Consider the following 13,344-nt stretch of genomic DNA (forward strand, 5'->3'; position numbering starts at 1 on the left):
GCTTAAGTATCGATTTCCAGTAGTTCATTGTCAATCTTGATACCTGAAATGTCGGCAATGGTATTGAGCATGTTTACCAGATCAGCTTGGGCCATCAGTTCCTGAATCTCGGACTGGTTAAAGCCCACATCGGTTAACTGTTGAAAATCCGTCGTGGTTATCGAAGCTGAATGCAGAGCGGCCTTAGTGACTACCTTCACCGCTGTTCGATAGCTGAGCGGAATCAGATCTGAATCTAAATTTTGGGTAATGATAAAGTTTTCTCCAAAGGACTTGCCCATTGTGTTGGCGAAAACGGCATGGGCTTTGGCGCAATATTGGCACCCTCGCTGCGCAGAAACGTTGTAGATAATGAGTTGCTTAATAATGTTAGGCACTACTCCCTCAATTAGAGTGGCGCGTAGTTTAGTCCAGTTCCCCTGTAAAAGTAGGGGGTTTCCGCCTTGGCATGTAAACCAGTTTAACACAAAGGGCAACCCTAATGCCCGCTTGGTTTCATCATAGATTTGCTGAACTTCAACCGTTGCCTGTTCATAGGGTATGGCTTTAAAAGGTAAATGCTGTTCCATAGTAATAGCGACCATTGATTGGGGAAAGTAAACGCAATTTGCAGTTGATGTTAAAATTTACTTTTATACATATGGTTAAATAATATTTTACTTAATAAGGAATATTGAGTACTTAATGTTATTATTAAAGTTAAATTTTTAACTAAATAATTAATAAACCAAATTACTGGCTCTGAATTAACGTTTATATGACCTTATTTTTATGAAACGGGCTATTTTGGACAATGAAGGTTGAGAGGCATAATCGGCGTCAACATATACCCTATCTGGGCAAGGTGATTGATCAACAGACAAAGTGCCTTATATTACCCAGCCCTAAACGGCCAACCAAAAAGCTTCTTCAGGGTAATTTGGATGAGTCGAGCCATGGGAAGAGACCGCCAAGCGCTCTTACATCATTACTGCCAGAGCATCCAAGCTTGAAGACTCTACACAAACTACTGGGCTATTAGTGAAAAATAAATATTTATAAAAAAATACTAGAAGATTCTCCTACCTCACCACAACCATTTAATGGGTTAGGTAATACGCTTTCGGAACTGGCAAGGAGGACATCGAGGAAAGAGACTGAAGGACTACTACTTGGAGCTGAAGGAAACTTCACAAAAGCACATGTGATTAACCCTAATTACACTCAAGCCTTTGAAAACATTAACAAAATATAGATCAATTAAAGGTCTAATTTTCAATGGCTAAATGTTACATGTAAGCATATAAACAAACACAAGAAAGCCCCAAATCGTAAGATTTGAGGCTTTTTGCTCCCGAAGTTGGGCTCGAACCAACGACCCTCTGATTAACAGTCAGATGCTCTAACCAGCTGAGCTATTCAGGAGTGTTAACTGGGTGAATTGTGGTGCAAAAGTAAGCTGCACTACGTTACTTCGCAAGTATCAGGCCGAAAAAAATTTAACTTTACTCGCAATAATATGATTATCAGACCAATAATTTAGCGAAACGTATCGGGCCGATGGTTAGGAACATTCTGTAAAATCAGTTCTTTGATGCGTCGGGCATCCCCTTTCGAGAAATTATTGATGATAATCTCAGGCCGGGCGCGTGGAATGATCCGGATGGTTGCAAAGAATAACCCATTGTCGATCTCAACACCTGAGATGTCAGAGTAGAATACGAAGTTGTCGGTGCCGCCAATCAATTTGCGTGCGCGGAACGTAACGCCCTTGTCGTTGAATTCAACCTCATCGGGGTTGAGTGGGTCTTTAAAACTGCTGGAGCGGAATTTTTCTGCCATATCGTTTGAATCGCTTCCGATTGCCGGAGAGGTTATTTTTTAGGTACGTAAATTAGTTTCTTAGTCTCAAAAAAAGGCTCTTCAAAATAGTCTGAAAGATCATACACCCGGTAACGGTCCGGAACTTCAGCCAATTCCTCAGTAAGGTCACCCCCTTTGAGGTACAAAACTCCATTAGGCCGGTCGTTGTTACCCGCCTTGTGAATTTTGTAGCGCATCCAACCCAAAAATGGATTTAAGCGCGTAACGGCCCTACTCACCACAAAATCATAGGTCGTGTTTAATTGCTCGACACGGATTTGTTCGGCTTTCACGTTTGTTAGACCCAGTGCATTAGAAATTTCCTGTACCACTTTTATTTTCTTGCCAATGCTGTCGACCAGATGGAAGTCGGCCATCGGAAAAAGAATTGCCAGTGGAATACCCGGAAATCCACCGCCTGTTCCAACATCAAGAATTTCGGTGCCGGGCTTGAATGAAACGACTTTAGCAATTCCCAGCGAATGCAGGATATGCTTTTCGTAGAGAGCGTCGATGTCTTGCCGAGAAATGACGTTAATTTTAGCGTTCCAGTCGCGGTATAAACCATCCAAAGCCGTAAAGCGTTCTTGCTGCTCATCCGTCAGCTTAGGGAAGTATTTTAGGATAAGATCAATATTCATTGTCGAATGGATACTGTAAATAATATGAGAATAATAAACTATTCCTGGCAAACCAACCTGAACTAGTAGGCTTTGCCATAGTTCGCTGCCTGGTAAAACTATCGCCAGTAAAGTCGTTGTCTGCGACGTTTAAACAGCGTTTTCGTACCTGCCAGACCGTAGTAAGCGGCCAGTAAGAGATCCATAAATGGCATAATTGCCCAATGGACTGTATGAGCCAGCCGATAACTAATCCGACCAACTACGCTCCAAAAAATGAGACCCCGGGCGATGAAAAAGCTAGTGCTGACCAGTAAAAGTAACCATTCATGAGTACTAAAGGAACGATGTAGAAATTCATGGACCAAAACGACCATACCAACAAGCAGGGCTAGTAGCCAGCTTAGTACATGAGAACCGGTTAGTAGGCCAAGTAGAAGTTTGTTGCTCAGTTTATAATATTTGCCGACGTTTAGGTGGCGTCGCTTCTGAAGCTTCCAGTCCGCCCAGGTTTCTTTAGGCTTCGACCAGACAAACGTGTTCGGGTTAATGCAAATAGCTGTGTTATGGCTTGTGGCGACTTCATTAATGAACAAATCGTCGTCGCCACCTGTCACATTTATATGCGTGTAAAAGCCCCGATTAGCAAAAAATAGACTGGTTCGGTAAGCCAAGTTTCGACCGACACCCATGTAAGGCCGACCAGCCAAGGCCAGCGAAAAATACTGTACAGCCGTAAATAAGGTTTCAGACCGGATAAGTAAGTTTAGAAAGCCGGGCCGGTGTTCGTAAGGGGAAAATCCTAGCGTAATATCTTTTGTATCAGCTAGCAAGGGAGCGACCATTTCCGATAGCCAGTTAGTTGAAGCTGGGCGACAATCAGCATCCGTGAGCAGAACAATGGAGTAAATTGCTTTCTTTAGGGCAATCGTTAGCGCATATTTCTTAGGCGTTATGTGCCCGTGCTCCTTGTCGATACGGATGAATCTAATGAATCGGAGGTCAGCAATATCGTTTTCCAGAAATTGGTCGGTTCCATCGGTTGATCGATCGTCCATGACCAAAACCTCGAACGTTGGGTAGTGCTGGCTATTCAGCAACGGCAATAGTTCGGTCAGATTTTCCAGCTCATTACGGGCACAAACCACAATAGTTATACCCGGCGTGGTGGATTCGCCGGGTGAATTTGTGTGCAAGGCTACAGTGCTTGGGTAAGATTGGCGATAAAAGGCCGTTCTGGAATAAACAAAGAAAATATAAATAAGCTGAATACTAACTACAACTAGCCAGATTATCAGCAAGGCTGTAATCACAAAGGGGAAACGTTTACTTGCGAATGCATTGTTTTTGATTGAAGGGACAAAGATAGAACAAAAGGAGAGGAGGTTTTAACCGGCTACTCCCTTCTTCCTGCTTTACACCTAGTATCTTTGCAGAATGACATTTTCGATTACTGCCCAAGACCCGCAGTCAAAGGCTCGAACGGGAACACTGACAACGGATCACGGACCCATTCAAACACCGATTTTTATGCCTGTTGGCACGGCTGGAACCGTAAAAGCTGTTCATCAGCGCGAACTCGAAACCGATATTAATGCCGAAATTATTCTGGGTAATACTTATCACCTTTATCTAAGACCTGGTCTAGAGGTGCTGAACCAGGCTGGAGGACTGCATGGGTTTAACGGTTGGCGTCGGCCTATTCTGACCGATTCCGGTGGTTATCAGGTATATTCCTTATCAAATACACGAAAAATTAAGGAGGAGGGTGTTACGTTCAAGTCGCACATCGACGGGTCGAAACACACATTTACACCCGAAAGTGTGATGGATATTCAACGCACCATTGGAGCCGACATTATTATGGCCTTCGATGAGTGTACGCCCTATCCCTGCGACTACGAATACGCCCGGAAGTCGATGGAAATGACTCACCGTTGGCTTGGCCGCTGTATTGATCGCTTCGACGCGACTGAAGGGCTGTATGGCCATCAACAAACTTTATTTCCCATTGTGCAGGGCAGCACATATACTGATTTGCGTCGTCAGTCTGCCGAGGTGATTGCCAGCAAAGAGCGTGAAGGAAATGCTATCGGTGGTTTAGCTGTGGGCGAACCAGCCGAGGAGATGTACGCTATGATTGAACTGGTAAACGGAATCCTGCCTGCCAACAAGCCACGTTACCTGATGGGCGTAGGAACACCAGCTAATATTCTGGAAGCCATTGCGTTAGGCGTCGATATGTTTGATTGTGTGATGCCTACTCGCAACGCCCGACATGGACTTCTGTTCACGACGGAAGGAATTATTAATATCAAGAATGAAAAGTGGAATCGTGATTTTAGTCCTATTGATGCAGGATTAGGGGGCTATGCTAGCACATTTTACTCGAAAGCCTACCTTCGCCATTTGATCAAATCAGAGGAGTTACTCGGTGGTCAAATTGCCAGTCTCCACAACCTCACGTTTTATCTTTGGCTCGTTCGGCAAGCGCGAGCGCACATTGAGGCTGGTGATTTTGTTTCCTGGAAAAACGAAATGGTTGTTCGGCTTATGCAGCGACTATAAGAAGTAAGGTTACTAAAAGAATCTAAAAAAGTCTCCCGAACGATTTATTGGGAGACTTTTTCTGTATTTCATCGTCCTATATGCATGCTCAATCCTCTACAGGTTGTAAGCTGCGTAACCGTAACCAAATTTATATGATTGTGTTGACCGAATCAAAGCCGGTATTGTCCACAAATCGCTGGTTGCGTTTGCCAACGGATGTGATCATACGGACGCTCTGGAAAGAACGATATAAGGTTCTTGTCGCGATGTTCCTGTTTATCGGTCTGGGTATTATTACTGCCTTGTTGATGCAACAAGAGTTTCGGTCAGAAGCGCGAATTATGCCCGAAATGAACAATGGATCGGGCGATATACTAAAGAGGCTGGCATCTGTAGCGGGATTTGCCGGTGTAGACTTTTCTGATGCAGATGGTATGGATGCTATTCGCCCAGACTTGTATCCTAATGTGTTGCAGAGTACGCCATTCGTCCTGTACCTTATCGACCAGTCCATCACCACAACCGACGGACAGGTGCAAACGGTAGGTCAGTTTCTACTTCACGATGATAATCGCTGGTCCTGGAAGCAGCTATTGCCCTTTAATAACGCTGATAGACGTATGCCGTTGCCACTAAATAAGGCTAATGGTACGGTACAATTGTCGGCCAGTCAGCAAGAGTTAGCTGAAGACATTGGGGAGCGAGTCAGTGCCAAATTTGACACACGTTCAGGCATAATTACCATCGCGGCCAAAATGCCCGATGCCAACGTGGCGGCAACTGTGGCACAGATAGCCATGAACTACCTGACCCAGTATGTAACGAATTACCGCACTGAGAAAGCGCGTCAGGATTTACACTTCTACGGTCAACGATTGAAGGAGGCACAGCAACGGTATCATACGGCACAACTTAATGTGTTTCAATATAACGACCATAACCGAAATGTTGTGATGCTGGCTACTACGATGGAGCGACATCGTATGGAAGCTGAACTGACAATCGCTCAAACAGTTTATACGGAGCTATCGCGCCAGTTTGAGCAGTCGAAGCTGAAGGTGCAGGCGCGAACACCCGTCTTTAAAGTACTTGAGCCTCCCAAAGTGCCGCTCAAGCGAATATCGCCAAAGCGACTTATATTGGTGTTACTTTTTGCGGTGTTAGGGCTGGGGTTGGGAATAGTGTACGTACTGGCTCAGAAGGCTAATGTGGCTGGTCGATTCCGAGCGATGGTAGCTGATGATTAAACGGAAGTTGATTAATGGAACGCTTTTTGTTGACTGTCCAAACACCAACTAATAACGATACTTAACTAATTCAACCCTTTGCTGAACGCGCTTCGACAGAAAGAAAAACAAATCGCCGTTATCGGGTTGGGCTACGTGGGTCTGCCGATTGCGCTTGAGTTTGCTAAACAATTCCGGGTTGTGGGCTTCGATAACAACCCCGAACGCGTGACCATGTTGCAACGGAGCGAGGACCCTTCACGCCAGTTACAATCAGACGCTTTCGCCGGAGCCGACATTGTCTTTACGGACAACCCCGATGACCTTAAACAAGCCCATTTCTTTGTAGTCGCGGTACCTACGCCTGTAGATGATTATAAGGTGCCTGATCTGAAACCGTTGCAGCGGGCCTCCGAAACGATTGGTCGGGCACTGAAACCGGGCGACTATGTGATTTATGAATCGACTGTTTATCCGGGCTGTACGGAAGACGATTGCCTGCCGCTTTTGGAGCAATATTCTGGTCTGAGCTTGGGCAATGACTTTAAACTGGGGTATTCGCCCGAGCGCATTAACCCCGGCGATAAAGCCCGAACGTTACCCGATATTCTGAAAGTAGTTTCGGGCAACGATACCGAAGCTGCTCAGACCATTGCCGACGTGTATGGTTGTATCATCCGAGCGGGTATCTACACCGCGCCGACTATTAAAGTAGCGGAGGCCGCCAAAGTCATTGAAAATGTTCAGCGTGACCTTAATATCTCGCTCATGAACGAGCTGGCTATCATCTTCGATAAAATGGGCATCGATACGCAGGAAGTGATTAAAGCCGCTTCGACGAAATGGAATTTTCTGCCCTTCACACCAGGGCTGGTTGGGGGGCACTGCATTGGTGTTGATCCGTATTATTTGCTTTATAAAGCCCGTCAACTTGGCTACGACCCACAAGTGATTAATTCCGGTCGACGAATTAACGACGGTATGCCCGCTTTTGTCGCCACCAAATTGGTGCAGATGTTACTGCATCGTGATAAAAATCCGGCCCAGACGAAAGTACTTGTAATGGGCCTGACCTTCAAAGAAAATATTGCCGATATACGAAATTCGAAAGTAGCTGATTTAGTACGGGAACTGACGAAATACGCCATTAATGTACATGTTGTTGACCCACACGCATCGCCGAACGAGGTTGCTCATGAATATAGTATGACCCTTCTGGACAAACCATCCAGCCAATACGACGCTGTGATTGTGGCCGTTGGCCACGACGTGTATCGGACGCTTGACGTGTCATACTTTAAATCGTTGATGAATGAGCCTCCGATTCTACTGGATTTGAAGGGATTATACACAATACGAAAAAGTGATGAAATCGAGTACTGGCGATTATAATGTAAGCATGAGTAAAAATTATGAAGGTAGTTATTGTAGGAAGCCGGACGTTCGATTCATTTGAGTATCACCTGAGCGATTCGTTCAGTGTACTGGGGCATGACGTTTCAATATTGGATGTCATTGATGTGTTGCCTGTTTCGGCTAAACTGACTTATTGGGCGTCGCGCTTTATTAAATCCTACGATCGGGCGGTAAGTGTGCGATTGGCTAATAAAATTGCCTTGCTTGACCCCGATCTGGTCCTTGTTGTGTACAGAAATCTGCACCCGGTACTGGTGGAGAAGTTTAAGGTCCAATGTCCCGGTATCCCTGTCGTGCAAATTAACCCGGACGCCCTCTCAAACCTTGAAAAGCAGCAGATTATTGCCACCGATTTTGATCATTATTTTTCCAAAGAACCATATATCGTTGATTTTCTACGGGACAAAGTTGGAGTGAAGGCACATTATCTGCCCGAAGGATTCAACCCGCGCATTCATCAAAAACCAACTATCGAGAAAGCTGTTGCCGAATGGCTAACCAATATTGATGTGCTGGTATTCGGCAATTTGTACGCGTATCGTACCCGCATGGTGGAGCAACTCATGCGGGCAGGTATAAATGTTGCCGTATACGGCACCGAAGGCCCCTATTTACGTCCGGTCGTGCGGTCAGCTTTTCGCCGACAATATCTAGTCGGGCCAGAGAAGACCCGTTTACTTTATGGAGCCAAAATCGTTTTTAATAATTTCCATTATGCCGAAATAACATCGGTTAATCAGAAGTATTTTGAGATCAATGGCATTGGCGGTTTTCAACTGTGTGATTACAAACCAACTATAGATGAATATACGGGCGTTCCTACTGACCATGTAACGTATCGAACGATGGATGAAGCTATTGATAAAATCCGCTACTATCTGGCTCATTCTAAAGATCGGCATGAGCTGGCAGCTCGGCAATACGACCATTTTCAGCAGTACCATACCTTCGATTTACGCGTTGAGCAATTGATTCGTACGGTTGGGATGCCTTCAGTGGCTGTTTCAGAAGTCGCCAGAAAGACTACCTGATGAAAAGCCTATTGCCAATCTTTTTAATTGTTTTCCTGGCCGGCCAACTTGTAGATACTACACTCCCTGAAGCATTGGCGGTAGCCTTGTCGATTTATACGTTTCTGACATTCATTGCGAGTATTGGTGAAACCATTGCCCTGTTGGAGTGTATCAGTTTCATTGCGTCACTTGAGGTTTTGCTGGTACCAGCCGTAACGTACTGGATTTTTCCAGCCTCTATGCCCATTGAGTCGTTCATTTATTTTTCCTATGCTCTGCCTGCTTACCTGGCATTTTATGCCGGTATAAACTGGTTTATCAACCGCCAGTCCGAACGCCCACATGTGTCTTATATTCAGGCCGTAACTACCTATCTTCAGGGTAAACAGTCGTCCAGTACTGTATTGTTAATCATTGGCTTGTTGGGATTCATAGTCAAAGTATTCATACCAGCTGCACCGAATATAGTGGGGGCATTGCCCGCCTATTGCCTGTTTGTCAGCGTGTTTTATGCCTGCTATTCTAGGAGTACATACCGCTTTATTCGTATCAGTATCGCAGCGTCCGTTCTGCTGGCTTATACGGTTTGGACAGGTATGTTTGGTGACCTGTTTTTCTGGATTATGCTGGTGACGATCTTCATTGCAGCCGGTAGACCTGATACCTTAACAATTCGTCTAAAAACCATCGTTACTATTTTCGCTTTTACGTTCTTATTGCTAATCCAGTCTATTAAAGGTGAATACCGCTATAATACCTGGGGCCATCAACAGACCGAACGCAATAGCAATGCACAGTTGATGGGCGAACTACTGGCTGATAGACTTTCTAACCCCGAAAAGCTGTTGAATGTAGATCATGCTTTTCTGTCGTTTGTCCGGTTTAATCAGGGCATTATGATTGGGAGCGCAATGGCAAAAGTGCCGATGCATGAAGCCTACGCCAATGGTGATGTGATGCTATCGTTGATTTACCCGTTCGTCCCCCGACTACTCTGGTCCAATAAACCTCAGACGGGTGGCTACGAAAATATTCGACGTTTTACCACTCTGCCGCAGTATGAAAATACAAGTATTAATCTGTCGCCGTTGGGAGAGGGATACGTGAATTTTGGCTATGGGGGCGTATTTTTTGCCCTATTCTATGGCTTGTTGTTAAGTGGAATTTTTCAGTATATCCTGCATTTGGCAAAGAACATCCCATCCATTATACTCTGGTTACCAATGCTATACATTAATTGCCTGACAATGGAAACCGACCTGCTGTCAACATGGGGTAGTTTAGTTAATAATGCCATTTTTGTTATGCTGCTAGTTTGGTCTTTGAAGCGCATCGGTATCCAGCTATGACTCACGAATGACCGTCTTTTACTTATTTCGCAGTACCGGTACCGGACACAGTATTGAAGAACTATTTGGCAATATTCTATGCGAAATTGGTCAGCAGGGTGTAACAACAAAGGCCGTTCAGTTACCACATATTAGTCGGGGCTTACGCAGTGTCTGGAAAAATATCCAGTTTGTGAAACGATTGACCGCCGACATTTTCCACCTCACCGGCGATAGTCATTACGTGGCGCTGGCCTTACCCGCATCACGCACGATACTGACGATTCACGATTGTTCCTTATTAAAGAAAAACAGGAATCAGCCGTTACAGTATGTGCTGTTTTGGTTGCTCTGGTATTACTTGCCTATCCGCCGGGCGGGTATTGTGACGGTTGTTTCGGAGAAAACACGGCAAGAGTTGCTCTTATACGTTGGACGTATAGCGCAGAAGGTACAGGTCATTCCTAATGGGTATGATCCGGTATTCATAAATAGTCCTAAGTCCTTTTGCCAAGATCACCCGATGTTATTACAGGTAGGTACAGCCCCGCATAAAAATTTGTCTCGTCTGATTGCGGCTATCGAAGGTATCCCTTGTACCCTCGTTATCGTTGGTCCATTGACCGACAAAACTTTAGTCGATCTGCAACGACGGCAGATTAGTTATCAAAGTTACGCCAATCTGAGCCGGGCTGAAGTCGTTCAACTATATATAGACTGCGATATTGTCACCTTCGTTTCGACGTACGAAGGATTTGGAATGCCCATTCTTGAGGCTAACGCAGTTGGCCGGGCGATCATTACGTCTGATATTTCGCCGATGCGTGAAATAGCTGCCGGAGCCGCTCATCTGGTTGACCCAACTGATCGTGCAGCGATTCGTCAGGGTATTTTGCGGCTACTTCAGGACGACACATACAGGCAATCCTTAATTGAAGTCAGTCTAAAAAACGCTCAACAATATACAATAGCGATAGCCGCCGATCGCTATAAGGGACTGTATCAGAAACTTGTGCCAATCCATCCGTCAACGCAACCTGTTTTATGAGGATAGTCATGTCAGCTGACCGGTTTTATCCGGCGCAGATGGGTGGCCCTGGTAATACGATTTACTGGCAAGCGAAGACCCTGATGAAGGCTGGTCACGACGTTACAGTGGTAGCCACTTCGCAGGACTTACCCACATCGGTACCGCTTGACTGCTGGCTAAAGCTCGATTGTGGACGGGTGATTTACACCAAAAATATGCACTTTTATCTACCTCTCAAACACATATGGTACGGCTTACTGGCCATTCGGAAAGCTGATGTAGTTCATGTAAACAGCCTGTTTTACCCCGCTTCGCTAGTTTGGATAATCATGTGTCGTCTGCTGGGAAAACCTGTTGTCTGGTCACCCCACGGCGAACTAAGCGCCGTGGCATTACGATTTCGGCCACGCCTAAAGAGGCTCTTACTAAATATATTCCGATGGTGTAGTTCCGAGGTTTGGTTTCATGCTACCTGTGCTGAGGAGAAAAATCAGATTCAACACTACTTTGGATCGTCTATAATGGTTAACGAAATCCGAACGATGATGGAACTACCCGTTCTGGCGGTAAGAGTAGCTCGGCTCTATTTGTTATTTATGGGGAGACTGCATCCAATCAAGGCCATTGATCGTTTACTGGAAGCTCTCAGCACATCGAAATTATTTCGGGAAAGTAATTATTCGTTGCAAATCGCCGGTTCAGATTCTGATAAAGGTTACACAAAGAAACTGAATGAGTTAGTGCTGACACTAGGACTTTCGGCAAAGGTGTCATTTATCGGGACAGTTCAGGGCGAACGTAAAGAACAGCTATATGCAGATGCCCATTTACTGATTTTGCCCTCACATTCCGAGAATTTTGGCAACGTTGTTATTGAGTCGCTTGCGCAAGGAACACCCGTTATGGCATCAACCAATACACCCTGGCAAGTGCTTGATGAGGAGCGGGTTGGCCGTTGGGTATCCAATGACTCGGCTTCGCTTCGGCAGGCCATTGAGGAGTTCCTCACTATGCCGTCAGCCCAATATGACCTGTACCGAGTACGAGCATTATGCCTGGCCCAACGAGACTATGATATTTCTGCAAAATCAGCTGTTTGGGTGGATTTCTACAAGGGTGTACTAACCCGAAAAGCACCCGCAATTTATGGATTATACCCAGCAAAAAATACGCGTTAAAATTCAGAAGGTCGTTCGGTATGTGCGGTTGTTTGGCCTTATCAGAACGTTGACCAAAGTGCAGGCACACTACCACATGAAAAAGGAGTTTGTCGGTAGGCAGTCGCTACCGGTGCCATCAGGTCCTACCGGAAAACACGTTGGGATATTGGGTTGCGGAAAGTTTGCCTATGCGAACGTGGCTTATTATGTCCACAAAAAGTACGGTTCGGTCATTCGGGGCGTCATGGATACCGATTTGAATAAAGCAATATCGCTAGCCCAACGGTACCGGGCCGATTACTACACGACCAGTGCAGAGGAAGTTATAAATGACCCGCACATTGACCTGATTTACATTGTTTCGAATCACGCGTCACATGCCGAATACGCCATTGCCGCTATCCGGTTGGGTAAAGCAGTGCACATTGAAAAACCTCACGTAGTCAATGAAGATCAACTAATTCGATTATGTGCGGCAATCCGTGAGCATAACGGGCGGGTCAGGTTGGGTTTTAACCGGCCTGAAAGTGCATTGGGTTTGCTGCTAAAGCAGTACCTAGATGCTCAATCCGGTTCATCGATGATTAATTGGTTTGTGGCGGGCCATGCCATCGAGGCTGACCACTGGTATTTTGCGGAGGAGGAAGGTGGGCGTATTTTGGGAAATTTGTGTCATTGGATTGACTTTACATTGCGGTTGATTCCAGCCCAAAACCGTTTTCCGATTCAGATTATTCCAACACGTTCCCGCCAATCCGACTGCGACATCAGCGTTTCCTACGTATTTGGTGACGGTTCTATTGGAATAATTACCTTTTCGGCCAAAGGACATACCTTCGAGGGAGTCCGGGAAACCCTAAATGCGCATAAAGGTAATCTGCTGGCTAATCTGAGTGATTTTAGCGAACTCCGACTGGATATAAATTCAACAGTAGTTCGTAGGCGTCTACGGTTCAGAAATCACGGTCATAAACAGTCTGTGCTAAAAAGTTACTTAATGCAAACTGATGAGTCGAAGCGAGACAGTGTCGCGATGATCTGGGAGTCTGGTTATCTCATACTCAAAACCAAAGAGGCACTGGATACATCCACGATAATTAGCGTAGCTGGTTTTAGGGATTCATAAATAATCAATCCGTTTTTCGGCCATCATCTGCAA

General features: G+C 45.4%; 12 protein-coding genes and 1 tRNA gene. 8 read left to right on the plus strand and 5 right to left on the minus strand.

Annotated elements, in window-relative coordinates:
* Positions 1-2 precede the first annotated feature (2 nt).
* The 5 genes from ACFS25_RS02750 to ACFS25_RS02770 form a co-directional block, all read right to left on the minus strand.
* Complete coding sequence (locus ACFS25_RS02750; RefSeq protein ID WP_381496870.1) at positions 3-584, minus strand: carboxymuconolactone decarboxylase family protein; 582 nt, start codon at positions 582-584, stop codon at positions 3-5.
* A gap of 746 nt (positions 585-1,330) precedes the next feature.
* A tRNA-Asn gene (locus ACFS25_RS02755) sits at positions 1,331-1,404 on the minus strand.
* A gap of 114 nt (positions 1,405-1,518) precedes the next feature.
* The gene (locus tag ACFS25_RS02760; protein ID WP_381496871.1) at positions 1,519-1,821 is read right to left on the minus strand and encodes a hypothetical protein; all 303 of its coding nucleotides are present in this window, start codon (positions 1,819-1,821) and stop codon (positions 1,519-1,521) included.
* A gap of 32 nt (positions 1,822-1,853) precedes the next feature.
* On the minus strand, positions 1,854-2,483 hold the full coding sequence (gene rsmG / locus ACFS25_RS02765; protein WP_381496872.1) for a 16S rRNA (guanine(527)-N(7))-methyltransferase RsmG: 630 nt from the start codon (positions 2,481-2,483) through the stop codon (positions 1,854-1,856).
* A gap of 98 nt (positions 2,484-2,581) precedes the next feature.
* A complete protein-coding gene (locus ACFS25_RS02770) occupies positions 2,582-3,775 on the minus strand; it encodes a glycosyltransferase (RefSeq protein ID WP_381496873.1) in 1,194 nt (397 codons plus the stop codon).
* Between the two features lie 124 nt (positions 3,776-3,899).
* Here ACFS25_RS02770 and tgt point away from each other — a divergent pair, with 124 nt between their 5' ends.
* From tgt to ACFS25_RS02810, 8 genes are all read left to right on the plus strand, one after another.
* On the plus strand, positions 3,900-5,030 hold the full coding sequence (tgt, locus tag ACFS25_RS02775; protein ID WP_381496874.1) for a tRNA guanosine(34) transglycosylase Tgt: 1,131 nt from the start codon (positions 3,900-3,902) through the stop codon (positions 5,028-5,030).
* Positions 5,031-5,110: 80 nt separating this feature from the next.
* On the plus strand, positions 5,111-6,259 hold the full coding sequence (locus ACFS25_RS02780; RefSeq protein ID WP_381496875.1) for a Wzz/FepE/Etk N-terminal domain-containing protein: 1,149 nt from the start codon (positions 5,111-5,113) through the stop codon (positions 6,257-6,259).
* Positions 6,260-6,337: 78 nt separating this feature from the next.
* Positions 6,338-7,630, plus strand: a complete 1,293-nt coding sequence (locus ACFS25_RS02785; protein ID WP_381496876.1) for a nucleotide sugar dehydrogenase — start codon at positions 6,338-6,340, stop codon at positions 7,628-7,630.
* Between the two features lie 20 nt (positions 7,631-7,650).
* Complete coding sequence (locus tag ACFS25_RS02790; RefSeq protein WP_381496877.1) at positions 7,651-8,685, plus strand: CgeB family protein; 1,035 nt, start codon at positions 7,651-7,653, stop codon at positions 8,683-8,685.
* Entirely contained in the window at positions 8,685-10,016 is a 1,332-nt protein-coding gene (locus ACFS25_RS02795; protein ID WP_381496878.1) for a hypothetical protein, read from the plus strand. Before ACFS25_RS02790 ends, ACFS25_RS02795 begins: the two co-directional genes overlap by 1 nt.
* 7 nt (positions 10,017-10,023) lie before the next feature.
* Positions 10,024-11,043: a glycosyltransferase family 4 protein gene (locus tag ACFS25_RS02800; RefSeq protein ID WP_381496879.1), complete on the plus strand. Its 1,020-nt coding sequence runs from the start codon at positions 10,024-10,026 to the stop codon at positions 11,041-11,043.
* Positions 11,040-12,203, plus strand: coding sequence for a glycosyltransferase family 4 protein (locus tag ACFS25_RS02805; RefSeq protein WP_381496880.1), 1,164 nt, complete (start codon positions 11,040-11,042; stop codon positions 12,201-12,203). Before ACFS25_RS02800 ends, ACFS25_RS02805 begins: the two co-directional genes overlap by 4 nt.
* Entirely contained in the window at positions 12,172-13,311 is a 1,140-nt protein-coding gene (locus ACFS25_RS02810) for a Gfo/Idh/MocA family protein (RefSeq protein WP_381496881.1), read from the plus strand. The genes ACFS25_RS02805 and ACFS25_RS02810 overlap by 32 nt, the downstream gene beginning before the upstream one ends.
* Positions 13,312-13,344: the final 33 nt, after the last annotated feature.

The sequence above is a fragment of the Spirosoma flavum genome, from assembly GCF_042686045.1.
In the GTDB taxonomy this organism is placed as follows: Bacteria; Bacteroidota; Bacteroidia; order Cytophagales; family Spirosomataceae; genus Spirosoma; species Spirosoma flavum.

Coding starts and splice junctions, on each gene's coding strand:
- ACFS25_RS02800 (WP_381496879.1), top strand. CDS start 10,024: ATGACCGTCTTTTACTTATTTCGCAGTACCGGTACCGGACACAGTATT.
- rsmG (WP_381496872.1), bottom strand. CDS start 2,483: ATGAATATTGATCTTATCCTAAAATACTTCCCTAAGCTGACGGATGAG.
- ACFS25_RS02795 (WP_381496878.1), top strand. CDS start 8,685: ATGAAAAGCCTATTGCCAATCTTTTTAATTGTTTTCCTGGCCGGCCAA.
- ACFS25_RS02760 (WP_381496871.1), bottom strand. CDS start 1,821: ATGGCAGAAAAATTCCGCTCCAGCAGTTTTAAAGACCCACTCAACCCC.
- ACFS25_RS02810 (WP_381496881.1), top strand. CDS start 12,172: ATGGATTATACCCAGCAAAAAATACGCGTTAAAATTCAGAAGGTCGTT.
- ACFS25_RS02750 (WP_381496870.1), bottom strand. CDS start 584: ATGGTCGCTATTACTATGGAACAGCATTTACCTTTTAAAGCCATACCC.
- ACFS25_RS02805 (WP_381496880.1), top strand. CDS start 11,040: ATGAGGATAGTCATGTCAGCTGACCGGTTTTATCCGGCGCAGATGGGT.
- ACFS25_RS02780 (WP_381496875.1), top strand. CDS start 5,111: ATGCATGCTCAATCCTCTACAGGTTGTAAGCTGCGTAACCGTAACCAA.
- ACFS25_RS02790 (WP_381496877.1), top strand. CDS start 7,651: ATGAAGGTAGTTATTGTAGGAAGCCGGACGTTCGATTCATTTGAGTAT.
- tgt (WP_381496874.1), top strand. CDS start 3,900: ATGACATTTTCGATTACTGCCCAAGACCCGCAGTCAAAGGCTCGAACG.